21 protein-coding genes are annotated in these 25,110 nt (G+C 45.0%); 14 read left to right on the forward strand and 7 right to left on the reverse strand.

Features of this window, described 5'->3' with window-relative positions:
• Window positions 1-127 precede the first annotated feature (127 nt).
• Together I2503_RS02025 and nrdI are read left to right on the forward strand one after the other, a co-directional pair.
• On the forward strand, window positions 128-667 hold the full coding sequence (locus I2503_RS02025; protein WP_196091280.1) for a hypothetical protein: 540 nt from the start codon (window positions 128-130) through the stop codon (window positions 665-667).
• A complete protein-coding gene (gene nrdI / locus I2503_RS02030) occupies window positions 667-1,134 on the forward strand; it encodes a class Ib ribonucleoside-diphosphate reductase assembly flavoprotein NrdI (RefSeq protein WP_196091279.1) in 468 nt (155 codons plus the stop codon). The genes I2503_RS02025 and nrdI overlap by 1 nt, the downstream gene beginning before the upstream one ends.
• Window positions 1,135-1,505: 371 nt before the next feature.
• Here nrdI and gorA read toward each other — a convergent pair whose 3' ends face one another.
• Both gorA and nusG read right to left on the reverse strand, forming a co-directional pair.
• Entirely contained in the window at window positions 1,506-2,855 is a 1,350-nt protein-coding gene (gene gorA, locus I2503_RS02035) for a glutathione-disulfide reductase (protein ID WP_196966857.1), read from the reverse strand.
• Window positions 2,856-2,970: 115 nt separating this feature from the next.
• The gene (gene nusG, locus I2503_RS02040) at window positions 2,971-3,510 is read right to left on the reverse strand and encodes a transcription termination/antitermination protein NusG (protein ID WP_160332851.1); all 540 of its coding nucleotides are present in this window, start codon (window positions 3,508-3,510) and stop codon (window positions 2,971-2,973) included.
• A gap of 155 nt (window positions 3,511-3,665) precedes the next feature.
• Between nusG and I2503_RS02045 the strand changes: the two genes are divergently transcribed.
• Window positions 3,666-4,028: a YbaN family protein gene (locus I2503_RS02045; protein ID WP_196966858.1), complete on the forward strand. Its 363-nt coding sequence runs from the start codon at window positions 3,666-3,668 to the stop codon at window positions 4,026-4,028.
• Window positions 4,029-4,549: 521 nt separating this feature from the next.
• Here the strand turns inward: I2503_RS02045 and secE are convergent.
• The 3 genes from secE to pbp2a all read right to left on the reverse strand — a co-directional run bounded on the left by secE (window position 4,550) and on the right by pbp2a (window position 7,240).
• Window positions 4,550-4,729 carry a preprotein translocase subunit SecE gene (gene secE, locus I2503_RS02050; RefSeq protein WP_196091276.1) on the reverse strand — a complete coding sequence of 60 codons (180 nt, stop codon included), beginning with the start codon at window positions 4,727-4,729 and terminating at the stop codon, window positions 4,550-4,552.
• 9 nt (window positions 4,730-4,738) lie between these two features.
• On the reverse strand, window positions 4,739-4,891 hold the full coding sequence (gene rpmG / locus I2503_RS02055) for a 50S ribosomal protein L33 (protein WP_196091275.1): 153 nt from the start codon (window positions 4,889-4,891) through the stop codon (window positions 4,739-4,741).
• A gap of 108 nt (window positions 4,892-4,999) precedes the next feature.
• Window positions 5,000-7,240, reverse strand: coding sequence for a penicillin-binding protein PBP2A (gene pbp2a, locus I2503_RS02060; RefSeq protein WP_196966859.1), 2,241 nt, complete (start codon window positions 7,238-7,240; stop codon window positions 5,000-5,002).
• Window positions 7,241-7,342: 102 nt separating this feature from the next.
• Between pbp2a and I2503_RS02065 the strand changes: the two genes are divergently transcribed.
• From I2503_RS02065 to I2503_RS02105, 9 genes are all read left to right on the forward strand, one after another.
• Window positions 7,343-8,218: an RluA family pseudouridine synthase gene (locus I2503_RS02065; RefSeq protein ID WP_196091273.1), complete on the forward strand. Its 876-nt coding sequence runs from the start codon at window positions 7,343-7,345 to the stop codon at window positions 8,216-8,218.
• Between the two features lie 76 nt (window positions 8,219-8,294).
• Window positions 8,295-9,644 (forward strand): glucose-6-phosphate isomerase, encoded by a 1,350-nt coding sequence (locus tag I2503_RS02070; RefSeq protein ID WP_196091272.1) that lies wholly within the window; start codon window positions 8,295-8,297, stop codon window positions 9,642-9,644.
• Window positions 9,645-10,352: 708 nt separating this feature from the next.
• Entirely contained in the window at window positions 10,353-11,258 is a 906-nt protein-coding gene (locus I2503_RS02075; RefSeq protein WP_196966860.1) for a DMT family transporter, read from the forward strand.
• A 4-nt stretch (window positions 11,259-11,262) separates the two neighbouring features.
• Window positions 11,263-12,696, forward strand: coding sequence for a helix-turn-helix domain-containing protein (locus tag I2503_RS02080; protein WP_196091270.1), 1,434 nt, complete (start codon window positions 11,263-11,265; stop codon window positions 12,694-12,696).
• Window positions 12,697-12,803: 107 nt separating this feature from the next.
• Window positions 12,804-14,315 carry a glycerol kinase GlpK gene (gene glpK / locus I2503_RS02085; RefSeq protein ID WP_196091283.1) on the forward strand — a complete coding sequence of 504 codons (1,512 nt, stop codon included), beginning with the start codon at window positions 12,804-12,806 and terminating at the stop codon, window positions 14,313-14,315.
• A gap of 391 nt (window positions 14,316-14,706) precedes the next feature.
• Entirely contained in the window at window positions 14,707-16,530 is a 1,824-nt protein-coding gene (gene glpO, locus I2503_RS02090; RefSeq protein ID WP_196091269.1) for a type 1 glycerol-3-phosphate oxidase, read from the forward strand.
• Between the two features lie 13 nt (window positions 16,531-16,543).
• Complete coding sequence (locus I2503_RS02095) at window positions 16,544-17,248, forward strand: MIP/aquaporin family protein (protein ID WP_196091268.1); 705 nt, start codon at window positions 16,544-16,546, stop codon at window positions 17,246-17,248.
• Between the two features lie 51 nt (window positions 17,249-17,299).
• Window positions 17,300-17,848 carry a 5-formyltetrahydrofolate cyclo-ligase gene (locus tag I2503_RS02100; protein ID WP_196091267.1) on the forward strand — a complete coding sequence of 183 codons (549 nt, stop codon included), beginning with the start codon at window positions 17,300-17,302 and terminating at the stop codon, window positions 17,846-17,848.
• The gene (locus I2503_RS02105) at window positions 17,826-18,488 is read left to right on the forward strand and encodes a rhomboid family intramembrane serine protease (RefSeq protein ID WP_247644665.1); all 663 of its coding nucleotides are present in this window, start codon (window positions 17,826-17,828) and stop codon (window positions 18,486-18,488) included. The genes I2503_RS02100 and I2503_RS02105 overlap by 23 nt, the downstream gene beginning before the upstream one ends.
• Window positions 18,489-18,721: 233 nt before the next feature.
• Here I2503_RS02105 and galU read toward each other — a convergent pair whose 3' ends face one another.
• Together galU and I2503_RS02115 are read right to left on the reverse strand one after the other, a co-directional pair.
• Window positions 18,722-19,630, reverse strand: a complete 909-nt coding sequence (galU, locus tag I2503_RS02110) for a UTP--glucose-1-phosphate uridylyltransferase GalU (RefSeq protein WP_196091266.1) — start codon at window positions 19,628-19,630, stop codon at window positions 18,722-18,724.
• A gap of 2 nt (window positions 19,631-19,632) precedes the next feature.
• Entirely contained in the window at window positions 19,633-20,649 is a 1,017-nt protein-coding gene (locus tag I2503_RS02115; RefSeq protein WP_196966861.1) for an NAD(P)H-dependent glycerol-3-phosphate dehydrogenase, read from the reverse strand.
• Window positions 20,650-20,828: 179 nt separating this feature from the next.
• Between I2503_RS02115 and I2503_RS02120 the strand changes: the two genes are divergently transcribed.
• Together I2503_RS02120 and I2503_RS02125 are read left to right on the forward strand one after the other, a co-directional pair.
• Complete coding sequence (locus I2503_RS02120; protein WP_196966862.1) at window positions 20,829-22,535, forward strand: ABC transporter ATP-binding protein; 1,707 nt, start codon at window positions 20,829-20,831, stop codon at window positions 22,533-22,535.
• Window position 22,536: 1 nt separating this feature from the next.
• Window positions 22,537-24,333 (forward strand): ABC transporter ATP-binding protein, encoded by a 1,797-nt coding sequence (locus tag I2503_RS02125; RefSeq protein WP_196966863.1) that lies wholly within the window; start codon window positions 22,537-22,539, stop codon window positions 24,331-24,333.
• Window positions 24,334-25,110: the final 777 nt, after the last annotated feature.

Here is a 25,110-nt window from a genome sequence, read left to right on the forward strand (position 1 = left end):
AGCCTTTTCTCTTAATTTTCGAATAAAGAAATGAGAGATGAACGTCAACGCTGACTTTTTCTTGACATTTTTAGGGGTTAGGTCTATTCTATTAGTAAAGTTTTCTATTTAATATAAGGAGGAATTTATGAAAAAGAAACCTGTATTTTTATACGTCTTATTGGGGATATCAACCCTGGGCTTACTGTCGAATATTTATGGTTTTATTCAACGACCAAATGTTATCAAAACTTGGACTGAATTTAGGAATGATGAAACGATTGTCCAACAACTGGGTGGGGTTGAAACGATCAATCTTCAAATCGCCACCTTTGAATGGGCTGGTAGTCCCTTAGCACTTGCTATGACTGCAGTGGTAACTGTTCTTTTTGGACTATCTGCTTTTTTCCTATTTTTCAAAAAGGATGTTGTGAAATCAACTTATACCTATCTAGCAATGCGATTGGCAGTATTTATAAGTGGTGTGGTCTCAATTATGGTTTCGAATCAGATGGCTCGGTCATTCTTGAAGAACAAAGACCAATTGGTAGGTGTTTTAAATGCAAATAAGTTTTTTGCGATCTTCACTGTTATCATTTTCCTTCTCCTTTCTGCCATTGCCTACTTTGGTTTGCGCCGCTACCAAAAGGCTTTGGAAGCAGAAGTTTTTGATGGTGAGGTACTCTAATGCAAGAGTTGACCTTTGTTTATATTAGTCTCAGTGGCAATACAGAAAGTTTCGTCTCGCGTCTTCAAACCTACTTGCTGATTCAAAATCCTGGTTTGACGATTAACTTGATTGACATTAAGGCCTTGGTGAAGGAAGAGCAAGAGTTTTTCCTATTGAACAAGCCCTATGTGACCTTCATTCCAACCTATCTTGAAGGAGGAAATGGAATTGACAATGGGGATGTTGAAATTCTGACAACAGATGTCCGTGATTTCATGGCGTATGGCGAAAACTCCTTCTATTGTTTAGGACTTGTCGGTAGCGGCAATCGCAACTTCAATCATCAGTATTGCCTGACGGCCCAACAATATAGTCAACAATTTTCTATTCCTGTTTTGGATACGTTTGAAATGCGGGGGATGCAAAATGATGTAGAACGCATTGCCCATAAAATTTTGGAAGCCTATGCGGCTATTTATGAATAAAAGCGTATCGTCCCGATCTTGACCTGATACTCGAAACAGTTCGAAATCTGAAATGAATTTTAATCCAGGAATTGAATTAAAATTTATAGGTCATGAAGCAAGCATCGCTTGTAATCAATCCGATGAAGATAGTTCAACAGGTCTGGGAGACCTGTTGAATATTATTGCTAAAGCGTGCAAGGCACGCAATCAAGGGGTTCGGCGAAGAGGATGAACACATTCAGATTTTGAAATGTAATGAGTATGAAAATTACAAGACTATATTAGTGATGTAGTAGGGGCGGAAGAATCCAGCCGATATATTTCTAGAAAAAATAAAAAAAGAAGCCCTACTCTTCTGTTCCCTCAGAACAAATGAGTAGGGCTTCTTTTTAACGCATGGTGACAAATTCTTCCGAAGCAGTTGGGTGGATGGCTACGGTAGCATCAAAGTCAGCTTTAGTAGCTCCCATCTTGATGGCTACAGAAAAACCTTGAATCATCTCATCAACCCCATGACCGATACCGTGAAGGCCGATGACTTTTTCGTCTTTCCCTTGAGTTACCAGCATGAGCTTTACTGGTTGGCGATGCTGCGTCACAGCCGTGTACATGGAGGCGAAGCTGGATGTATAAGTTTTAATCTGATCGGCTCCAAATTCTTGGATTGCAGCTTTTTCTGTATATCCAACTGTACCAATTGCAGGGTGGGAAAAGATAACGGTTGGAATGTTGCTGTAATCCATCTTGGCCTGAGTTTGGCCATTGAAGAGGCGTTCAGCAAGAGTACGCCCAGCTTTGATAGCGACCGGAGTTAATTCTTTCTCGCCTGTCACATCCCCGAGGGCATAGATACCAGTCGTAGTTGTGTTTTGGAAAGCGTCTACCTTGATGAAACCTCTATCTGTTAAGTCAACACCAGCGGCCTCTAGGTTTAAATCGTGGGTGTTGGGGTGACGACCAATCGCCCAAAGTACAGTTTGACTTGTATGGCTGCTGCCATCTTGGAATTGAAGGCGAATACCTTCGTTAACCTGTTCAGCTTGGGAAACAACTTTATGTGTATGTAGTTGAATACCGTCAGCCTTCATTTCCTGCAAGAGTCCATCTAAGATATAGTCATCAAGGTAGCGAAGAGGAGCATCTTTCCGAACAAAAAGATCGACTTTTACCCCCAGGCTATTGAGCAACCCTGCCATCTCAACAGCGATGTAACCTGCTCCGATAATAGCAATGGATTCTGGTAGTTCCTCCCAAGCGAAGACATCGTCAGAGACAATCCCGAGATCCTTGCCAGGAATGTCCGGTATGCTAGGCTTGGCTCCTGTGGCGATGACAATATGTTTAGCACGAATAAGTTCACCATTAACCTCAACAGTATTCGTATCTACAAAACGGGCGTAACCTTCAATGACTTCGACCCCGTTTCGTTCAAACTGTCCCCCATAGGAATTGCGGGAACGCTCCACATAGGCCTCCCGGTTTTTCCGTAGGGTTGCAAAATCAAATGTGACTTCGGGATTCTTAAATCCATAATCTGCACCGTATTTAGAGTAGACATCGGCTACGGATGCCCCGTACCACATAATTTTTTTGGGAACACAACCAAGATTCACACAAGTTCCTCCTAGTAGATTTCCTTCAATAACAGCTGCCTTGGCTCCATGCATGGCTGCACGATTCATAGTGGCAATACCACCGGATCCTCCTCCGATTGAGAGAATATCAAATTCTTTTACCATTTTATCACTCCTTTTAGTTCTGCTTTTATTATATTACTTTTTAAACAGCTTAGCAGTAATTTGCTACGCAAAAAGAGATGATTTAGCCATACCCTTGCTTAGGTGTAAAAAATAATTATAACTCTGCAATTTGAGTGATATCTACTTCTGCCAACGTATCGTTTCCAAACATGGTAATCATCATTTTGACTTTGTTGTTATCAATTTCTGTGATCTTACCAGTGTAATCAGTGAAGGCCCCATCGATAATTCGTACGGTATCCCCTTCCTTGAAGTCCAGATTCAAGTCTTCAACTGTTTGTCCCATGGAGACTAAGATAGCACGAATTTCCTCTTCCAAGAGCGGTGTTGGTTTGGAGCGGTTCCCGTGAGAACCCACGAAACCAGTAACATTGGGTGTATTCCGGACAACAAACCAAGCCTCATCGGTCATAACCATTTCAACCAGGACATAACCAGGGAAGCGGTTTTCTTCCACTTCTTTCTTTTTCCCATTCTTCTCAACTTGAACTGTCTGAGTTGGAATCTCAACGCGAAGAATATTTTCTAACATATTGTAAGTCTGTGCACGCTGGAGAAGGTTCTCCTTGACCTTATTTTCATAGCCAGAGTAGGTCTGTAGGACAAACCAGCCTTTATCAAAACTATCTAACATGGACATTCCTTTCCTATATAAAAAAGCCCGAAGGCTTGGCGTATTTCTTACACATTATAACACAAAAAAGTGGAGATATGGGGAGATTGGAAAAAAGAAGTCCAATCGTTTTAATCTGAAAATTGTGATATACTAAACAAATATAAGGAGGCTTTATGAAACGAATCTTCTATTTAATCTTGGGCTCGCTAAGCCTTCTGATAGGGACTCTAGGAATCTTTTTACCCATTTTACCAACAACGCCTTTTTTACTGCTAGCTAGTTTTTGTTTTGCCAAATCATCACAGAGGCTCAATGAGAAGCTGAAGAGAAGCAAGATATACCGCTATTATGCTTTGGACTATGCTACTAGTCGCTCCATTCCAAGGAGAAGAAAAAAAGCCATTATTATTCAAATCTATCTTTTGATGGGCTTGTCCCTCTATTTTGCGCCTATTATTTGGGTTAAAGGAGCCTTGGGCTGTTTGACAGTCTTTATTACCTACTATCTTTTCTGGGTGATTCCGGATAAGGAGTAGTTGTTTAGCTTGTATATTGCGTAGAAATAGGCTGTAGAATCGTTGATGAGAAGTTTTTTCACACTTATTACATTTCAAAATCTGAATGTGTGAATCTTCTTTGCCGAACCCCTTGATTGCGTGCCTTGCACGCTTTAGCGATAATATTCAACAGGTCTCTCAGACCTGTTGAACTATCTTCATCGGATTGATTACAAGCGATGCTTGCTTCATGACCTATAAATTTTAATTCAATTCCTGGATTAAAATTCATTTCAGATTTCGAACTATTTCGAGTATCAACTGCTAGAGTCTTTTAGTACAAGGCAGCGAGTCGTAGACAGGTCAAAATCTTGAGGGAGATTTTGAGGTTGCTGATAAAACTTTCGAAGAAAGTTTCAAATAAGTACGGCAAGACGAGCTAACACAGTAATAAAAGATAAACTAAAAGAGTATATCAACTGCTAGTAGGCGAGGTAGCGGACAGAGTAGAGTACAAGACAAGAGGCTGGAACAACTGTTCCAGCCTCTTGCTTGGTTTTCTATTGGAAGAAGTCCAAGAGAAGATTAAAGACCCTTGATACAGCCTGGTCAAATAGAAAAATGACGAGGATGAAAAAGGCAGAATATTGTAGGACAGACCAGAAGTCAGTCCAGCGTTGTTTTCGATTGGGCCAAGTGGTATCCCGCAAGACCCGAAAGGTATCGAGGACAAATCTCATTGATATCTCCTAACGTGTTTCTTTATGAATGGTGTATTTGCTGCAATGCTTGCAGAATTTATTAACTTCGAGCCGTGTTGGTTTGGGGTTGCTGCTAAGCTTGATGGAATAATTCCGTGAGCCACAAACCGTGCAGGCTAAACTTGCTTTTTTTAGTGCCATGATGCCTCCAATAGTCCTATTATAGCAAGATTTGAAACTCTTGCCAAGTTTTATAGAGGGAAAAATCGGGTCAGGGCCGAAGGCCTGTGAAACCCGATTTTCTCATCTTTATTGGAAAAGCCCAGTGAAGCTATCCCAGAGGTTTTTAGCTTTTTCTGGTAGTTGTGCGCTGTTAAGGGCTTCCTTGGCTTGATCAACCATGGTTTGAGCTTGACTTTGCACATCGTTGAGGAAGTCATTGAGGGTGCCGCTGTTAGTCGTTTCTTCTTGTCCATAGATATTGACAGGAGCGATGCCATTTGCGGCGTAGGCGTTCTCCGCTGAGAAGGTGCTACCTTCGGTGTAAGGGAGAACGCTGGCGGCTACGCTTTGGAAAATGGTAGCGGCTTCGGTTGATGACGTTCCAGTTAGGTAATGTTCCTGATCCGTTTCAGGGAAACCGACCCACTGGCTGATAACCACGTCTGGGGTGTAACCGATGACCCACTGGTCGCTGGAGACGTCAGGGTTGAAGTCGGTCTCCATGGTTCCGGTTTTTCCGGCCATGGTGTAGCCATATGGTGCAGCGTAGATACCGGTTCCGTTGGTAAAGGTTCCCTGCATCATTTGGGTCATCTTGCTAGCATCGGAACTGGACATAACCCGTGTAGAAGTGGACTTATGGGTCTTAATGATTTGACCACTAGCGTTTTCGATTTTGGTAATCAAATGGGCATCACGCATGACCCCATCATTTGCGAAGGCCCCATAGGCCTGAGCCATTTGTAAGGGATTGGTTTCAAAACCGCTTCCCAAGGCCATGCCGAGGGTTGGGGTATCGCTGGCTAATTTAAGGCCGAATTTCTTGGCGCTTTCGACGCCTTTGTCAACACCCAGTTCGTCCAAGGTTGCGACGGCTGGGATATTGAGAGAGTCGGCTAAGGCTTCGTACATAGGAACTGTAGGGGCGGTGGTCATACCGGCATAGTTATCGATACTGTAGTCCCCGTAAGTTTTTTTGCTGTTGTTTAGCTGGGTGTTGATGGACCAACCAGCAGCGAGGGCTGGTGTGTAAGAGACAATGGGTTTGATGGTCGATCCGGGGCTACGCTTGGATTGAGTTGCGTAGTTAAAGCTCCGGAATTCAGGGTTTTCATCGGAATTGATACGGCCAACCAAGCCTCGAACGCCACCGGTTTGTGGATCCAGGGCTACACTTCCAGATTGGGCGTAGCTGCCGTCAGCTGCCTGCGGGAAGAGGCTCTCGTTGTCGAAAATCAGCTGCATATTGGCCTGGTAGTTCTGATCTAACTCGGTGTAAATGCGGTAGCCGTTGTTGACAATGTCCTCTTCTGAAAGGCCGTAGATTTTCTCGGCTTCTGCAATAACGGCGTCAAAGTAGGAGGGGTAACGATAGTCATTGGCCTTGCCCTGGTAGGTGTCCCTTAACTGAGCAGCCATATCAACAGCTGCCGCTTGGTCCGCTTCTTCCTGGCTGATGTAGCCAGCGTTCACCATGTTCATCAGCACCGTGTCTCGTCGGTTGGTCGCATTCTCCAAGGAAGAGAGCGGATTGTAGAGCTCTGGTCCCTTGAGCATACCCGCCAGGGTTGCCGCCTGATCTAGGGTTAGCTCGCTAGCCGTGACGCCAAAGTATTTCTGACTGGCATCCTCGATTCCCCAAATCCCATTTCCGTAGTAGGCGTTGTTGAGGTACATGGTTAAGATTTCTTCTTTAGAATAGGTTTTTGTTAATTCTAAAGCTAAGAAGAACTCTTTCGCCTTCCGCTGGATAGTCTGGTCTTGCGACAAATAGGCATTTTTGGCCAACTGTTGGGTAATGGTAGACCCACCACCGCTGCGACCTGCCGTTACGATGGCTAAAGCGAAGCGCCCGTAGTTGATCCCACTGTTTTCGTAGAAGGAGCGATCCTCCGTCGCTATCACGGCGTTCTGCAAATTGGGATTGATAGCTGTTAACTCAACATAGGTTCCCTTCCGTCCGGTCAAGCTCCCAGCCTCGTCGTCATTGCGGTCGTAGATAATGGTTGTGGCCTTAAGGGCATTTTGTAAGTCCTCGACATTGGAAGACTTAGCCAAGTAGAAGAGCCAACCACCGATAACCAAGCTAAAAGACAGAACCAGGATTAAGAGAATTTTGGTCAGATGGTAACGGCGCCAGAAGCGGCGAAAACCAGGCCAGAAGCCGCGTTTTTTCTTATTTGCGGAGCGACTACTCTCACTGGAGTCTTGCTCTGGAGACGAGGCTTCTGAAGAAAGCTCGTCTTGGTTTTCTAACAGTTCTTCTTCGTTTTCGGATGCCTTAAAGAGCTGTAAGAACTGCTCAAAGGCGTTTTTTAGTCTATTCATAGGGCTATTGTATCAATTTCTCTACAAGGGAACAAGAAAATGCCTTGGTTCTAGGCTTGTTTTCAGTTTTTCTTAAGCTTTCTTTCTGTTACAATGAAGAGTATGAAGATTAACATCACAATCCCTGCTGCCTGGACAGGGCTCACCATTAAACAGGTGCTAGAAGAGAAACTACTGATACCCCGGAAAATCCGCCATTTTCTAAGGATGGAAAAGGCATTGACCTTAGATGGCCAGGCCGTCCACTGGCAAATACCAGTGGAGACGGGACAAGTCTTGGACTTGGATTTTAAGGAGAACTGGTACGAGGATCGCCAGGTTCAGCCGGGGCAGGCGGATCAGATTAAGGTTCTCTATGAGGATGAGCATCTGATTGTCGTTCAAAAGCCTGAAGGAATGAAGACGCACGCCAATCAGCCTGGTGAAATTGCCTGTCTCAATCATGTGGTTGCCCATACGGGCCAAACCTGCTATGTGGTTCACAGGCTAGACCAGGAGACCAGCGGCCTGTTACTTTTTGCCAAGAACCCTGTGATCTTGCCGTTATTGAATCGGCTTTTGGAGAATCGGAAAATCAAACGGGAATATTGGGCCTTGGTCGAAGGGACCTTTGCTCGGAAGGAGCAGGTATATCGAGATATGATTGGACGGGATCGACATGACCGACGCAAGCGGCGAGTTGATTCTAAAAAGGGGCAGCGGGCCCAGACGACGATACGGGTTTTGAAGTCAAATGGAGATCGGACCTTGGTGGCTTGTCAGCTGGCAACAGGACGAACACACCAGATTCGGGTGCACTTGTCTCACCATGGACACCCGCTTGTGGGAGATCCTTTGTATCACCCTCATCCAGAAGGGCGACTCCTGCTTCACGCGCATCGCTTAAGCTTCGTTCATCCTTTGACACAGGAGTCTCTGGTTCTGCAAGCTACATCGCCCAGCTTTGAAGCAGGTATAACGTTTGCATTAAATCGTTAATTTTTGTGACCTTTCTTGCTTTTTTTTTCATAAAAGAGTAAGATAAGGGAGATAAAAAATTGGAGGAAGCAGGAATATGGCACATATTCAATTCGATTATTCAAAAGTGCTAGGTAAATTTGTAGCTCCACATGAAGTGGACTACATGCAAGCACAAGTTTCAGCAGCTGACGAATTACTACGTAAGGGAACAGGGGCTGGAAGCGACTTTACAGGCTGGTTAGACCTTCCTGAAAACTACGACAAGGAAGAATTTGCACGTATCCTTGAAGCGGCTGAGAAAATCAAATCGGATAGCGAAGTATTGGTTGTTATCGGAATTGGTGGTTCTTACCTTGGTGCCAAGGCAGCGATTGATTTCTTGAACAATCACTTTGTGAACTTGCAAAGCAAGGAAGAGCGTAAAGCTCCACAAATTCTCTATGCTGGAAACTCCATTTCTTCTACTTATTTGGCGGATTTGGTTGAGTACGTGGAAGACAAGGATTTCTCTGTGAATGTGATTTCTAAATCTGGAACCACAACAGAACCAGCGATTGCTTTCCGTGTCTTTAAAGAACTCTTGATTAAGAAATATGGGCAAGAAGAAGCGAACCGTCGGATCTACGCAACCACTGACCGTGAAAAAGGAGCGGTGAAAGTCGAAGCAGATGCGAACAACTGGCAAACATTTGTCGTACCAGATGATGTTGGGGGGCGTTTCTCAGTATTGACAGCTGTAGGACTTCTTCCAATTGCTGCGTCTGGAGCAGACATTCAAGCGCTTATGGATGGAGCCAATGCTGCTCGTAAAGATTATGCTTCAGCAGATTTGAAAGAAAACCAAGCTTACCAATATGCGGCAGTTCGGAATATTCTTTACCGCAAAGGATATGCGACAGAAATCTTGGTGAACTATGAGCCATCTCTTCAATACTTCAGCGAGTGGTGGAAACAATTAGCTGGGGAGTCAGAAGGAAAAGACCAAAAAGGAATTTACCCAACATCTGCGAACTTCTCTACTGACCTGCACTCTCTTGGTCAATTTATCCAAGAAGGGGCGCGTATTATGTTTGAAACCGTCGTTCGTGTTGACAAACCACGTAAGAACGTGATTATTCCTGAATTTGAAGAGGATCTAGATGGTCTTGGTTACATCCAAGGGAAAGATGTTGACTTTGTGAATAAGAAAGCGACGGATGGCGTTCTTTTGGCTCACACAGATGGGGATGTTCCAAATATGTTCGTAACTCTACCAGAACAAGACGCATTCACTCTAGGTTATGTCATCTACTTCTTCGAATTGGCGATTGCGATTTCTGGCTACCTCAATGGTATCAATCCATTTGACCAACCAGGTGTTGAAGCTTACAAGAAAAACATGTTTGCCCTTCTTGGGAAACCTGGATTTGAAGAATTATCTGCAGAGCTCAATGCTCGCCTATAATAAAATGAAAAGGTTGGAATTTCCAGCCTTTTCATTTTAATGTACACTTGTTTCTTATATGCAACATAATAGAAAAAGATTTGAAAAAGTTATACTGGACAAACTTCAAAATCGGAATACTCGAAAATTTTCAAAAAAATGACTAGGAAAGCCGATGATGGTAGAACTGAAGTTCACCGAAGAGTCTTGACAACGTCAGATTTTGAAATTTAATGAGTATTAAAAAATTTTCCAGTTTTTTCTTTTGGAAAGCTTAATCGGGAAAGAGTGAAGTCTTGCGATGCTTTCTTTTTTAAGGCATCTCTAAAAAAGAAACACTTGAAAAGTTTATTGTTAATTTTTCAAGGTTTCTACGACCTGATTTGATGCAAAATTGAAGTTTTCCCATAAATAGATTTCCAAACAATTGGCCCCATGAAGGGTGTTGCGGAAGCGGGACAGTTTGGCTGTGGCTGTTTCATTTTGCTATACTAATCTTGTGGATGTCTTTCACAACATTCTTGAGCCATGGAGAAATTGGTATTTGTTGATGACGTTAGAATGTCCTCACTTCTTATTTCTAGGCTCGGGTTCAAACAGTCTCTCCCCAGACTGTTTGATCGACCTTTCTATTATTTCCAGATTAAGAGCCCAGCTGGGTTCTTTTTTCTTTCTCCGTCTTAACGGAAAGATAGACTTATGGTATAGTAAAGATGAGGAGGTGAAAGGATGAAAAATCAAAAGCAAAGGATTATCCAAGGAACACTCTATGGAATTTTATCGGGTATTGTCTGGGGTTTGTGTGGAATTATTGGTCAATACTTTTTTTCCCATTACACAGTGGAAACGGGTTGGATTACCTCCATGCGTCTTTTGATTGGCGGACTCGTCTTATTGATATTGGCTTATGTCCAAAATCCAGCAGGTCTCTGGAGTATTTGGCAAGAACCGAAAAAGCTGCCCCGTTTTTTTGCCTATACGATTTTGGGGCTCTTTTCAGTTCAGTACTTCTTTTACCTCTGTATTCAACATTCGAATGCGGCTACAGCTACAATTTTACAGTTTACAGCACCCGTCTTTATTTTGCTATACACAGCCCTGTGGAAAAAGCATCCAGTTTCTGGAAAATCCATTCTCTATGTGGTGTTGACCATGATTGGAGTGACCTTGCTAGTGAGTGAGGGTGATCTGAGTCAGCTCTCTATTAGTCCCAAGGCTTTGGTAGCGGGACTCTTGAGTGCTGTGGGAATTCTTTTTAATACAACCTTGCCTACCTATTTTATGAATCGCTTTGGCTCCCTTTATACCCTGGGGTGGGGTCTCTTGGTAGCGGGCGCCTTTTCCAACTTTCTCTATCCTGTTTGGCAGGTGACCTTCCAGGTGGACGCAATCAGCCTTTCTATTTCGGCGATCATTGCTCTCTTTGGGACTGCCTTGTCTTTCTGGATTCTCTTGCAGGCTCTGAAGCTGGTTTCGCCTTTGGTTATTTCGGTCGTCGGAGCCAGTGAGCCCTTGGCCTCCATCTTACTGAGCTTGGCATTTTTAGGCTTGGAGCCCCATTGGTCTCTCTTTGTGGCCTCTATGTTGATTCTTCCCTCCATGGTTTTGCTTTCCATCGAAGAGGAGAAGATTTGATTTTGTGAAAAGAGAAGAGGCGGCGACGCGCAGCCTCACTTGGGAGTATAAAATGGATTGTGCACAGTTAATGGACAAGGTAGCAGCGGCTTCCTATCGGATGATCACCACCCTCCTACAGGAGGGTGGACCTTTGTCTCTGGGAGAGCTTCAGGCTCGAACGGGTTTATCCCGAAAGACTTTTTTGAAATATTTAGAGGAATTAAATGAGCTCCTAGACCGAGAAAATCTAGGAGCTCATCTGAGCCTAGAAGGGGACCTTTTGCGCTTACAGGCGGGGCGAGATTTTCGTTTGCCGGCTTTGACAGGGATATTGTTACGGCGCTCTCTGCGTTTTCGAATCTTGGAAGCTGTTTGGTCCCAGCAGGTTTTCAGTATTCAGACGCTAGCCGCTCGTTTTCAAATCAGTGAAGCAACCTTGAACCGGCATTTGCTAGGCCTCAACCAGTTATTGGAGGAATTTGGACTGGCCATTCAAAATGGCCGTTTGCGAGGAAGTGAAGTGCAGGTGCGGTTCTTGGCCTTTGAACTCCTGCGAGGAATGACCCAAGCAGAAGATTTTGCTAGAATCCAGCAACAGGCAGACTATCAGCAGTTTCAAGCTGTGGTTGAGTCGGTGATTCAGAAGGATCCGGGACTGGACTTGGCGATTTGGTGGTCTTTGTCTCGGCTACGCCAACGTTTTCAGCAGAAATTGTCAGCAGATTTGCGGTTATATCAGGAACACCCAACCTTTCAGCAGTTGACAAGTCGTTTGGCAAGCTTGGATTGGGATTCGTCTGAGCTGAGCCTTCTGTTTGCCTTTCTATTGGGACAGGGTCTCTTGTCTAGTCGGGAGATGGAGAAATTCTTGGCTTTTGGGGGTCCGATTCAGGATAAGGTGACAGAATTACTCCAGGCTCTGAAAGAATTAGGAGTGTCTCCTCAAGGGCCAGGTCCTGTTTTAGATGACTTGGGCCGCTTGGCTAGTCAGGTCTATTTCTTTGAAGGAGGACTTGTCCCTTGGGAAGTAGAGGGAGCTTTACGCTCTTATACCCGACTCTATCCTCAATCCTGGATTACAGTAGATGTGTCTCGTTCTCTGGCTTTGCGTTTAGTGGACGATGGGGATAGTCGCCTCTTAGCTTTTGAATGGGATTTTGTTCAGATTTTGGATTATCTGGGAGACTTGAAACAACCCATTAAGCGACTGGCGGTGGATTCTTACCGGTCACCTTTGGTCTTGGCGCGGATGGTTCGGACCCTCAAACAGTACCTGCAACACAACCGTTTAATTGAAGTGGAAACCTATCAAGCAGGGATGGAGTATAGTCTAGTTGTTACGGATGCCGCTTGGCGGACTTATCCTACCCAGCCCACCCATGTCCTCCAAGGAGATTTGTTAGGCTATGACCTGGAAGTCATTCGTGAGTTTCTTCAAACTGATAGGATTTTGTGAAAATATCACAAAATCCTATCAGTTTTTTTTATAAAAGCAAAAAAGTTGATAGGATGCGAATGAAAGCGTTTGATATACTAAAGTCATACTAAAACCTTAGGAGGTCGATCATGACTGAAACATATATTATGGCCATTGACCAGGGGACGACGAGTTCGCGGGCGATTCTTTTCAATAAAAAGGGAGAGAAGGTTGCCAGCAGTCAGAAGGAGTTTACGCAGATTTTCCCAGAGGCTGGCTGGGTAGAGCACAATGCCAATGAAATCTGGACTTCTGTTCAGTCTGTCATTGCGGGTGCCTTTATTGAGAGTGGTGTTAAACCAAGTCAGGTGGCGGCAATCGGGATTACCAATCAGCGGGAAACCACGGTGGTCTGGGATAAGAAAACAGGGCTACCAATCTACAATGCGATTGTATGGCAATCTCGTCAAACAGCGCCTTTGGCAGAACAGTTGAAGCAGGATGGCTATACAGAGCTCTTCCATAAGAAAACGGGTTTGGTGATTGACGCGTACTTCTCAGCAACCAAGGTGCGTTGGATCTTGGACCAGGTTCCAGGAGCTCAAGAACGAGCTGAAAAAGGTGAGTTGCTCTTTGGAACGATTGACACCTGGTTGGTTTGGAAATTGACTGACGGGGCTTCTCATGTGACAGACTATTCCAATGCGGCTCGGACCATGCTTTACAATATCGAGACCTTGGAGTGGGATGATGAGATCCTTGAAATCTTGAATATTCCAAAGGCTATGTTGCCGGAGGTTCGCTCCAACTCTGAGATTTATGGCAAAACAGCTCCTTTCCATTTCTATGGAGGAGAAGTGCCGATTTCTGGTATGGCTGGGGACCAACAAGCAGCCCTCTTTGGTCAATTAGCCTTTGAACCAGGAATGGTGAAAAATACCTATGGAACCGGTTCCTTCATCATCATGAATACCGGTGAGAAGATGCAGTTGTCTCAAAACAATCTCTTGACGACTATTGCCTATGGTATTAATGGTAAGGTGTACTATGCCCTTGAAGGTTCGATCTTTATTGCCGGTTCAGCGATTCAATGGTTACGGGATGGTTTGCGGATGATTGAAGCCTCTCCAGAATCAGAGAGCCTAGCCCTTGCTTCTCAAAGTAACGATGAAGTCTATGTGGTACCTGCCTTTACCGGCTTGGGAGCTCCTTATTGGGATCAAAATGCCCGTGGATCCGTCTTTGGCTTGACACGTGGCACCAGTAAGGAAGACTTTATTAAGGCGACCCTTCAATCCATTGCTTACCAGGTTCGAGATATCATCGACACCATGCAAGTGGATGCAGAAACGGCCATTCACCTCCTCAAGGTTGATGGTGGGGCAGCCATGAATAATTTCTTGATGCAATTCCAAGCGGATATCTTGGGCATTGATATTGCACGTGCCAAGAACCTTGAAACAACAGCCTTGGGAGCAGCCTTCTTGGCAGGATTGGCTGTCGGTTATTGGCAAGACTTGGACGAGTTAAAAACCTTAAACGAAACAGGACAGCTCTTCGAGCCATCTATGAACGAAGCGCGTAAGGAACAACTCTACAAGGGTTGGAAAAAAGCTGTCAAAGCGACGCGCGTCTTTGCGGACGATAGTGAGGCTTAAGTGTCTCAGAAGCTTCCTGAATAAAAGGACCACTGGACCTTTTATTTAGATTCGTCATTTCACATAAAAACTTTATAGTCTTTTAGTTTACTTTTAGTACAAGGCAGCGAGTCGTAGACAGTATTGAAGTACGGCAAGACGAGCTAACACAGTAATAAAAGATAAACTAAAAGAGTATAACTGCAGACTGGTTTCATCTCTGGTCAGTAGTTGAAGTAAGACTTAACTAACTTTAAATAGGAATACCCGAAAAATGTTGAAAAATGATGAGGTTTAATACAGTCAGAATTTGAAATGTACAGAGGTTGAGGTAAAAGTCACCTCGTCCTATTTTGGTTAGTGGAAGAACTTTGACGCTGTAGAGAGTATTAGATAGGAATAGGTATTGACCATGGAATTTTCAAAACGTACCCGAACACGGGCATTGGAAAAAATGCAAGAGCAAACACTGGATTTGTTGATCATTGGTGGAGGAATAACTGGAGCTGGGTTAGCTTTACAAGCGGCCGCATCTGGTTTGGACACTGGTTTGATTGAGATGCAAGACTTTGCGGAGGGGACCTCCAGTCGCTCTACTAAATTGGTTCACGGAGGTCTCCGCTACCTCAAACAATTTGATGTGGAGGTTGTGTCAGATACGGTGAGCGAGCGGGCGGTAGTGCAACGCATTGCCCCACATATTCCTAAGCCGGATCCAATGTTGCTTCCAGTTTATGATGAACCAGGAGCTACCTTCAATCTTTTCCGTTTGAAAGTGGCTATGGATTTGTATGACCTTTTGGCTGGGGTCAATGGTTCTTCCGTTGCCAACCAAGTTCTCAGTCGGGAACAAGTGTTGGAGCGGGAACCTGACCTGCGGAAAGAAGGATTGGTAGGTGGCGGTGTCTACCTCGATTTCCGTAATAATGATGCCCGCTTGGTGATTGAAAATCTAAAACGGGCCAATCAAGATGGGGCTTATCTAGCCAATCATGTCAAAGCAGAAGGCTTCCTCTTTGAAGGAAATCAGATTGTCGGAGTTCAGGCGCGTGATTTATTGACAGATGAAACCTTAGAAATTCGGGCTCGTCTGGTGATTAACACAACCGGACCTTGGTCTGACCAAGTTCGTAACCTCAGCAATCCTGAGCAAGCCTTTAGTTTGATGCGTCCAACCAAGGGGGTTCACTTGGTGGTGGATTCTAGTCGTCTCAAGGTTAGTCAGCCGGTTTATTTTGACTCCGGTTTGGCAGATGGTCGGATGATTTTTGTTCTTCCGCGTGAAAATAAAACTTATTTTGGAACAACGGATACCGACTACCAAGGGGATTTGGCTCATCCTCGTGTGGAAAAAGAGGATGTGGATTACCTCTTGCAGATTGTTAACCATCGTTTCCCAGAGGCTCACTTGACCGTTGCGGATATTGAAAGCGGTTGGGCTGGTCTGCGGCCATTGATTGCGGGCAATAATGCTTCTGATTACAATGGTGGCGATAATGGTTCCCTTAGTGACGATAGTTTTGAGCAGTTGATTGGAGCCGTTCAAGCTTATCTTGCCAAAGAAAAAACAAGGGAAGACGTGGAACATGTTCTTAGCAAAATGGAATCCTCTACATCTGAGAAAAGTTTGGATCCGTCTGCTGTATCGCGCGGTTCCAGTTTGGAGCGCGATCCAAATGGTCTCCTAACCTTGGCGGGCGGTAAGATTACGGACTACCGCAAAATGGCAGAGGGAGCGATGGAGTTAATCCTGCAAATTCTGGCGGAGGAATTCCAACGGTCCTTCACCTTGGTGCATTCGAAGACCTATCCGGTCTCTGGTGGGGAACTCAATCCACATAATGTCGAAGCGGAATTGGAAGTCTTTGCGCAATTGGGTGTGGCGCGTGGTTTGGACAAGGATGAGGCTAAGTATTTGGCCAACTTGTATGGTTCAAATGCACCAAAAGTTTATGCCTTGGCCCAAACGGTTCAAGCTGCTCCAGGTTTGAGTTTGGCGGATACACTATCCCTCCACTATGCGATGCAAAATGAGTTGACCTTGAGTCCCGTAGACTTCTTGCTTCGCCGCACCAATTACATGCTCTTCAAGCGAGAGCAAGTGGATGGTATCAAGGATGCTGTCGTTGAAGAAATGGCTCGTTACTATGAATGGAGCCCAGAAGAAAAGGCTGCTTACCAAGAAGAGTTGGCAGTCAGCCTTGCAGAAAATGATTTAGCCTCATTGAAGGCATAAGGAGAATCACAATATGTCGAACGAATTTTTAGGAGAATTTCTAGGAACGGCCCTGCTCATTCTTTTAGGGAATGGGGTGGTAGCAGGGGTTGTGCTTCCTAAAACCAAAAACCATGATGCGGGTTGGATTGTTATTACAGCCGGTTGGGGTCTGGCAGTTGCGATTGCGGCTTTTGCGGTGAGTAGTCTGTCCCCAGCCCACCTCAATCCAGCTGTTTCTCTAGCTATGGCTCTCAATGGCTCACTACCATGGGCATCCTTTGGAACTTATGTCCTTGCCCAGTTCCTTGGTGCTATGTTTGGTCAAATTCTGGTTTGGCTCATGTATAAGCCCCATTACGATGCAGCAGAGGATCCAGCTGCTATCTTGGGAACCTTTGCGACTGGTCCAGCTCTTCGAGACAATGTTTCCAACTTGATTTCTGAAATCTTGGGGACCTTTGTTCTTGTCTTGACACTCTTGGCCATGGGAACCGCGAACATCGCAGCTGGCGTGTCGACCTTGTCTGTTGCAGCCCTCATTATTGGTGTTGGTCTGTCCCTTGGAGGAACTACCGGTTACGCCATTAATCCAGCTCGAGATTTGGGCCCACGTTTAGTTCACTCCATCCTCCCAATCTCCCACAAGGGTGACGGCGATTGGTCCTATGCTTGGATTCCAGTGGTTGGGCCTTTCCTAGGTGCGATTTTAGCCGTCCTTGTTTACGGACTTTATTAAGAACCACGGCGGTTGGCTTAGCCAACCGCTATTTTGTGTTATGATAGGAATATGAAAAAAATCTTACGAAAAAAGGGGCTAGAGGCTCTGAAACAACTGTCTCCAGAAAGAAAAAGGCTTGCCGATCAGCGGTTAATGGGCAAGTTGCTAGCTTCACCGGCCTATCAGCAGGCAGAAGTGGTGGCCACCTACCTGTCCCTCAGCCATGAGGTCGATACGCAAGCCCTGTTGAAACAAGCGCACTTGGATGGCAAACGTCTGCTAGTTCCCAAGGTTTTAGGCCCAGGTCACATGGTCTTTGTGGATTATGAGGCTAGTTCCTTGAGAGCAGGTGTCTATGGAATTTTAGAGCCGACGAACCTTCCTGATCCAGACCTTAAGCTAATGGATATTGATGTACTTCATGTACCCGGTCTTGTCTTTCGGAAAGATGGCTATCGAATCGGTTACGGGGGAGGTTTTTATGACCGTATCTTGGCCGATTTCCCTGGTTGGACCGTGTCTACGGTCTACGGCCAACAATTAGCCGACTTCACCCCTGAAAACCATGATCAAGCTGTAAAGGAGCTTCTTATCGATGATGTCTCAATTGAAATATAGTCCTGTTACCTGTCTTTTTGTAGCCCTTAACTGCCTCGTCTTTCTGCTCATGTATATCGTGTCTGGTGGTGCGGTAGAGGATGCTCGCTTGTTGATTCAGTTTGGGGCTCTTTATCCCCCTTTGATCCACTGGGATTTAGGCCAATCCTATCGTCTTCTTTCAGCGATTTTTGTGCATATTGGTTTTATGCACTTTTTCTCCAACACCTTAACCATCTATTTCCTTGGTCAGCAAATCGAAAGACTTTATGGATCCGTCCGCTTTTTCTTCATGTACCTTTTGGCAGGGCTGATGGGGAATCTGTTCTGTCTCGTCTTTAGTCCAGAGGTGATTGTAGCGGGAGCTTCAACCTCTATCTATGGCCTCTTTACCATTTTGGTAGTCCTTCGTTGGCTTCCAAATCCCTATCTTCAACATTTAGGCCAATCCTATCTCCCTCTCTTAGTCATGAACCTGGTCTTTAGTTTGGTACCCGGCGTCAGTCTTGCAGGACACTTGGGAGGTCTTGTGGGAGGAGCTTGTTTGGCCCTATCGCTCCCCCTACATCCCTATGGGCTCGTCCATGGCCGTAGAGGCCAACTGCTAGGCCTAGGTGTCTACGTTGGCTTGTTTTTGATCACCTTGGCTACAGTTTTGTAGAAATTTATAGTCTTTTAGTTTACTTTTAGTACAAGGCAGCGAGTCGTAGACAGTACTGAAGTACGGCAAGGCGAGCTAACACAGTAATAAAAGATAAACTAAAAGAGTATAACATTTAAAGAGGCTGGGTAACGCTAAAATTTTCAAAGAGTTTAACCGACAAAAACCACAGCTGGCTCTCACAAGATGACTTGTTGGAACCAAGCTGTGGTTTTTGATTTTGTTCTGTGGCTTTATTTTAATTTTTTATGAGGGCGGTCTGCTTTTTCTAACACTTTTCCAAGGTCAATGATGTATTGTTTAAGGTCATCTTTGACTTGTGGGTGACGGAGGGCATACTCGATAGAGGTTTTCATGTAGCCATATTTATCGCCGACGTCGTAACGTTTCCCTTTGAATTCACGGGCAAAAACACGTTGGGTTTTATTGAGGGTATCGATAGCATCCGTTAGTTGGATTTCATTCCCTGCACCTGGCGCTTGGGTTTCCAAGATGTTGAAAATTTCTGGGGTCAAGAGGTAGCGCCCGATGATTGCCAAGTCACTAGGAGCATCTTGAGGAGCTGGTTTTTCCACAAAGGTTTCCACGGAGTAAAGTCCGTTTGTACCTTTTCCTTGAGGGGCGATCACTCCGTATGCGGAGACCTCCTCGTGTGGGACTTGCATAACAGCAATAGTAGATGCATGCGTTTTGTCATAGTCATCCATCAATTGGCGTGTGAGAGGTACCTTGTCTTCCATGAGGTCGTCTCCCAACATAACCACAAAAGGCTCGTTCCCTACGAAGGCCTTGGCTTGTAAAACCGCATCTCCGAGTCCACGTGGATGGCTTTGACGGATGAAGTGTAGGCGGATACCAGTTGTCTCGTCGACAAGCTTGAGGAGCTCATCTTTTCCTTTTTCTTTTAGGTTATATTCCAATTCAAAGTTTGAATCGAAGTGGTCTTCAATGGAGCGTTTGGCCTTACCGGTGACAACCAAGATTTCTTCAATACCGGATTGAAGGGCTTCTTCAACGATAAATTGGATGGTTGGTTTATCAACAATGGGCAACATTTCTTTGGCAAGGGCCTTGGTCGCTGGTAAGAAGCGAGTACCGAGTCCAGCTGCAGGGATAACGGCTTTTCTGACTTTTTTATTCATGTTTAACTCCATTCGTTTTCTTCTTTAAATTCATTATTCATCATTTCAGTGATGGCCTCTTTGATGGGACGATTTTCATAAATAACTTGGTAAATTCCTTGGGTGATAGGCATGTAAACCCCAAGTTCTTGAGCTAACTCATAGGCAACCTTGGTTGTGGATAGACCTTCGATGACCATGCCCATGGAAGCTTCGATGGATTCCAAATCTTGTCCTTGTCCAAGAGCATAACCCGCTCGCCAGTTGCGGGAGTGTTTGGAGGTACCTGTAACGATGAGGTCCCCAACACCGGACAAGCCACTGTAGGTTAGTGGGTCTGCCCCTATCTGGACTCCTAAACGGGTAATTTCGGCTAGTCCGCGCGTGATGATCGCAGCTTTAGCGTTATCACCGTAGCCCAGGCCAGCTAGGACACCTGCACCGACTGCGATGATGTTCTTGAGGGCGCCTGCGGTTTCAACGCCGATAACATCGGTGTTGGTGTAGAGGCGGAAGTAGGAATTACTGAAAAGTGCTTGGGCGTAGCGTGCAGCGTCTAAATCTTTTGAAGCAGCCGTAATCAGCGTGATGTCTCGAACAACGGCTTCTTCCGCGTGACTCGGTCCAGAAACAACGACGATTTCCGAGCGGAGATTGGCAGGGATTTCCTCTTCCAATATTGTAGACAAACGCTTATGGCTGCCAGGCTCCAATCCTTTGGAGGCGTGCAGGACTGTGACTGAATGGTCCAGACTGGCTGCGACTTGTTGGGCAACTAGGCGTGTAACCTTGGTTGGGACGACAAAAAGGACAGCCTGAGTATCTGCTAAGGCTTGGTCCAAGTCGCTATAAGCTCTGATACTTGGGGATAGCGTGATATCTTGGAAATAGCGGGTATTTTGGTGTTGGGTATTAATTTCCTCAACTTGTTCAGGGGCGTTGCCCCATAATCGGACCTCATGGCCATTGTCATCTAAGACCTGGGCTAGAGCAGTTCCCCAAGACCCGGGTCCTAGGATGGTAATGATTTGTTTTTCCATAGTTCCTTCCTTCGTTGTTTTCCTTTTCATTTTATCATAATCTAATGGGATTTAAAAACAATCCGAGGCTTGCAGGGCTTAGGAATTTATGGTAAGATTCTAGGATACATTAATGAGAAGAGAGTGTCCTGTCCATGATTATGGACCAGGAGCTTTTTTATGGAATGAAGGAGGAAAACATGCTAAAACAGGCACTAAAGCCTTATAAATGGTATGTCTTGGGATCTGTACTCATGGTCATTGTCATCGTGGCTAGTTCCCTTATGCAACCAAGTTATTTGAGTGATGTCTTAGCTGCGGTCTTAGAGAATGACCAGGATAAGATTTCATCCATCGGTGTTTGGCTATTGGTGATTGCCGGAGCAGGTTTGCTAGCGGGGGTCATTAATACCATTTTAGCGGCCAAGATTGCCCAAGGAGTATCGGCGGATTTGAGGGAGGCGACCTTCCGTAAAATTCAAACATTCTCCTATGCCAATATTGAGGAATTCAATGCTGGAAATCTGGTTGTGCGCATGACCAATGATGTGACGCAGATTCAGAATTTGATGATGATGCTTTTCCAGGTCTTGCTGCGCTTGCCGATTCTCTTTTTCGGAGCATTTATTATGGCTGTCCGGACGCTACCAAGTCTCTGGTGGGTATTGGTTTTGATGGTTCTAGGCATTGCGACTGTTATGGGTGTAATCATGAGTCAGATGGGACCACGGTTTGGTCTCTTCCAAACCCTAATGGATAAGATTAATGCCATTGCCAAGGAGAACCTCCGCGGAGTTCGGGTGGTCAAGTCCTTCGTTCAGGAAAAGGCTCAGTATGCTAAGTTTAAAGAGGTGTCCAATGATCTCTTGAATTTGAACCTCTTTATCGGCTACGGTTTCTCGATCATGATGCCAGCGGTGACCTTTATTGCTTATATGGCGACCTTCCTCTCCATCTATATGGTGTCTCAGATTGTTGATACCGAGCCAGAAGCGATTGGAAATATCGCATCCTTTATGACCTACATGATGCAGATTATGTTCTCGATCATCATGGTGAGCTTTATGGGAATGCAGGCCAGCCGGGCTTTTATTGCCCTTGGACGGATCCAGGAAGTTCTGGATACGGAACCAGCTATGACCTTTAAGGAAACTGAGTTTGAGGACCTAGAGGGGAGTTTGGTCTTTGATCACGTGACCTTCACTTACCCGCATGATACGGATCCAATCCTCAAGGATATTAGCTTCAGTGTGGAGCCAGGTCAGATGATTGGGGTTGTTGGAGCAACTGGAGCTGGGAAATCTACCTTAGCCCAACTCATTCCGCGCCTTTTTGATCCACAAGAAGGGAAAATCACCATTGGTGGTCGCGACTTGCGCGATTTGAGTCAGGAAACAGTCCGTAAGACGGTCTCCATCGTCTTGCAGAAAGCCATCCTCTTTAGTGGAACTATTGCTGACAATCTTCGTCAAGGGGATGCTGACGCGGACGCTACTGCCATGGAGCGAGCTGCCAGTATTGCTCAGGCTAAGGAGTTCATCGATCGCATGGATGCCAATTATGATAGCCAGGTAGAAGAGCGTGGGAATAACTTTTCAGGTGGTCAGAAGCAGCGGATGAGCATTGCGCGTGGAGTAATCGGTAAGCCAAAAGTTTTGATTTTGGATGATTCGACTTCTGCTTTGGATGCAAAATCCGAGAAGCTGGTTCAGGAAGCTTTGAATAAGGACCTAAAAGGGACAACTACAGTCATCATTGCCCAGAAAATTTCTTCCGTTGTCAAGGCGGACAAAATCCTGGTTCTGGATGAAGGGCGCTTGATTGGGGAAGGAACTCACGCGGAGCTGGTTGCTACGAATGATGTCTACCGTGAAATTTACGAAACACAAAAAGGAAAGGAGGCCTAACATGAAAACCGCACGTTTTTTCTGGTTTTACTTTAAACGCTATAAATTATCCTTTCTCTTGATTTTCTTAGCCATTATTGCCTCCACCTATCTCCAAGTGCAGGCACCTGTCTTTCTTGGGGATGCTTTGGCGGAATTAGGAAACTGGGTACAAGGGTATTTTGACGCCCAGGCAATTAGTGAAGCAACTGGAGCTAAAATGGTTGCACCAAGCATGGATGCCTTCGGTTCGGTTATGTGGAAACTCTTTTTGACTTATGTGTTTACCACTGTTTCCATGTTGGTTTATACCTTGCTCTTTACTCGTATTGTAGCCCATTCAACCAACCGGATGCGAAAAGGTCTCTTTGGGAAATTGGAGCGTTTGACGGTGGCCTTTTTTGACCAGCACAAGGATGGGGACATCTTGTCTCGCTTTACTTCCGATTTGGACAATATTCAAAACTCCTTTAACCAAAGCTTGACGCAGGTGGTTTCAAACATTGCCTTGTATATTGGCTTGGTCTGGATGATGTTTGTTCAGAACACGCAATTGGCCTGGGTAACCGTAGCTTCTACTCCAATCGCCCTTCTTCTTTTAGTTTTTATTGTAAGAATGGCGCGCAAGTACACCAACTTGCAACAGGCTGAGGTAAGTAAGCTGAATGCTTATATGGATGAGAAAATTTCAGGGCAAAAGGCAATTATTGTGCAAGGGGTGCAAGAGGAGGCGATTGAGGGTTTTGTGGTCTTGAATGATCGGGTGCGAGAGGCTACCTTCAGAGGGCGGCTCTTTGCAGGGATGCTCTTCCCTGTTATGAACGGGATGAGTTTGATTAATACGGCCATTGTCATCTTTGTCGGATCTAACCTACTCTTAAATGACACATCCATGACGACGGCTGCGGCTCTTGGTTTGGTCGTAACCTTCGTCCAATATTCCCAACAATATTACCAACCGATTATGCAAGTGGCTTCGAGTTGGGCAGAATTGCAGTTGGCCTTCACAGGGGCTGGACGGATTCAGGAAATGTTCGACGAAGCCGAAGAAGTTCGTCCAGTCCATGCCCCTCATTTTACAGAGCTGAAAGAAGGAGTGGCTATTCAAGGGATCGATTTCGGTTACCTACCGGGTCAAAAGGTTTTGAAAGACGTCAGCATTTCTGCTCCTAAAGGAAAAATGGTGGCCGTTGTTGGACCGACTGGTTCAGGTAAGACCACCATAATGAACTTGATCAACCGTTTCTACGATGTAGACGCTGGTTCCATCCAGTTTGATGGCCGTGATATTCGGGAGTATGACCTGGATAGCCTCCGGCAAAATGTCGGGATTGTTCTTCAGGAATCGGTTCTCTTTAGTGGAACCATTCGCGATAACATCCGGTTTGGAGTTCCAGATGCTCCTCAAGAAATGGTAGAAGCTGCTGCCAAAGCAACCCACATCCATGACTTTATCATGAGTCTGCCGGATGGCTATGATACCCTGGTTGACGACGAGCAAAATGTCTTCTCAACTGGACAGAAGCAGCTAATCTCCATCGCTCGAACCCTGATGACAGACCCACAAGTCTTAATTCTGGATGAAGCGACCTCCAACGTGGATACCGTGACGGAGGCTAAGATTCAAAGTGCTATGGAAGCTATTGTGGCTGGTCGAACCAGCTTTGTCATTGCTCACCGCCTCAAGACTATTTTGAATGCGGATGAAATCATCGTCCTTAAAGATGGCCAAGTCATCGAACGCGGAAACCATCAAGCCTTGTTGGCCCAAGATGGCTTCTATGCGGGACTCTATAAAAATCAATTCGTTTTTGAATAAGGATTAAGATAGATGTAAAGTCAGATCTAGGTGTAAAAACCTAGGTCTTTTTTATAAAGACTTCTAGTTTGCGTGATTTTAAAATCGAACCAGTAAGAGTTTGAGAATAGCGAAAGCGTTTGGAATAGGGAGAGTTATCCATAAAAAATGTTCAAGAGCTCTAGGTTTTGAAATGGAATGGTTTTCATTTTATGTTCTATTTGTAAGTGCAATGCTTAACCTTGAGCAATTCTTTGCTGGAAAGGAGGTGTTGCTCATAGATGTCATTTCTGATGTCTTACTTGCTATCGTAGCAGATATAATATCTGGCATTCTGCTCTATTTTATCTGCAAATGGCTGAATAGGAAGGACAACCAGTATGGCCAGCCTAAAAAACGTCCGTTAATCTTTTAAGAACGTAAAAAAGCCCTTGATTTCTGACACAAATCAAGGGCTTTGGCGTTGCTATGAACGTCATCTCTGTATCTTTATTATACAGGATTGGGAATAGTTGTCAAATGAAAAATATTCGTTTGTTGAAATGGCTTCATGCTCCTAGATTCCCGAGTTTTAGTTTTGAAAATCAATTGGGTTGTATTTTTTCAGTTCTCTTCCGAATCAATAAGTAGGAGGGATCTTATGTTTTCGAAAAAACAGGCGAAAGATGAAGAAAGTCTAGTGGTGAAAAGTCAAGTTCAAAGTTCTGAGCAGTTACTCTTTTTTTCAGAAAAAAGGGCGCACTGAAAAGAGCTAGCGAAAAATGATGTTTTTCAACCAATTTTCACTAGATTTTCAAG

The organism is Streptococcus sp. NLN64 (assembly GCF_015831295.1).
Lineage (GTDB): Bacteria > Bacillota > Bacilli > Lactobacillales > Streptococcaceae > Streptococcus.

Bases quoted from the DNA above. Each gene is read 5' to 3' on its own strand.
- I2503_RS02120 (WP_196966862.1), top strand. From the start codon at position 20,829: ATGCTAAAACAGGCACTAAAGCCTTATAAATGGTATGTCTTGGGATCT.
- pbp2a (WP_196966859.1), bottom strand. From the start codon at position 7,240: ATGAATAGACTAAAAAACGCCTTTGAGCAGTTCTTACAGCTCTTTAAG.
- I2503_RS02100 (WP_196091267.1), top strand. From the start codon at position 17,300: ATGAAAAAAATCTTACGAAAAAAGGGGCTAGAGGCTCTGAAACAACTG.
- secE (WP_196091276.1), bottom strand. From the start codon at position 4,729: ATGAGATTTGTCCTCGATACCTTTCGGGTCTTGCGGGATACCACTTGG.
- gorA (WP_196966857.1), bottom strand. From the start codon at position 2,855: ATGGTAAAAGAATTTGATATTCTCTCAATCGGAGGAGGATCCGGTGGT.
- I2503_RS02115 (WP_196966861.1), bottom strand. From the start codon at position 20,649: ATGGAAAAACAAATCATTACCATCCTAGGACCCGGGTCTTGGGGAACT.
- rpmG (WP_196091275.1), bottom strand. From the start codon at position 4,891: ATGGCACTAAAAAAAGCAAGTTTAGCCTGCACGGTTTGTGGCTCACGG.
- I2503_RS02065 (WP_196091273.1), top strand. From the start codon at position 7,343: ATGAAGATTAACATCACAATCCCTGCTGCCTGGACAGGGCTCACCATT.
- nrdI (WP_196091279.1), top strand. From the start codon at position 667: ATGCAAGAGTTGACCTTTGTTTATATTAGTCTCAGTGGCAATACAGAA.
- glpO (WP_196091269.1), top strand. From the start codon at position 14,707: ATGGAATTTTCAAAACGTACCCGAACACGGGCATTGGAAAAAATGCAA.
- I2503_RS02075 (WP_196966860.1), top strand. From the start codon at position 10,353: ATGAAAAATCAAAAGCAAAGGATTATCCAAGGAACACTCTATGGAATT.
- I2503_RS02070 (WP_196091272.1), top strand. From the start codon at position 8,295: ATGGCACATATTCAATTCGATTATTCAAAAGTGCTAGGTAAATTTGTA.
- galU (WP_196091266.1), bottom strand. From the start codon at position 19,630: ATGAATAAAAAAGTCAGAAAAGCCGTTATCCCTGCAGCTGGACTCGGT.
- I2503_RS02025 (WP_196091280.1), top strand. From the start codon at position 128: ATGAAAAAGAAACCTGTATTTTTATACGTCTTATTGGGGATATCAACC.
- I2503_RS02125 (WP_196966863.1), top strand. From the start codon at position 22,537: ATGAAAACCGCACGTTTTTTCTGGTTTTACTTTAAACGCTATAAATTA.
- nusG (WP_160332851.1), bottom strand. From the start codon at position 3,510: ATGTTAGATAGTTTTGATAAAGGCTGGTTTGTCCTACAGACCTACTCT.
- I2503_RS02105 (WP_247644665.1), top strand. From the start codon at position 17,826: ATGATGTCTCAATTGAAATATAGTCCTGTTACCTGTCTTTTTGTAGCC.
- I2503_RS02095 (WP_196091268.1), top strand. From the start codon at position 16,544: ATGTCGAACGAATTTTTAGGAGAATTTCTAGGAACGGCCCTGCTCATT.
- I2503_RS02045 (WP_196966858.1), top strand. From the start codon at position 3,666: ATGAAACGAATCTTCTATTTAATCTTGGGCTCGCTAAGCCTTCTGATA.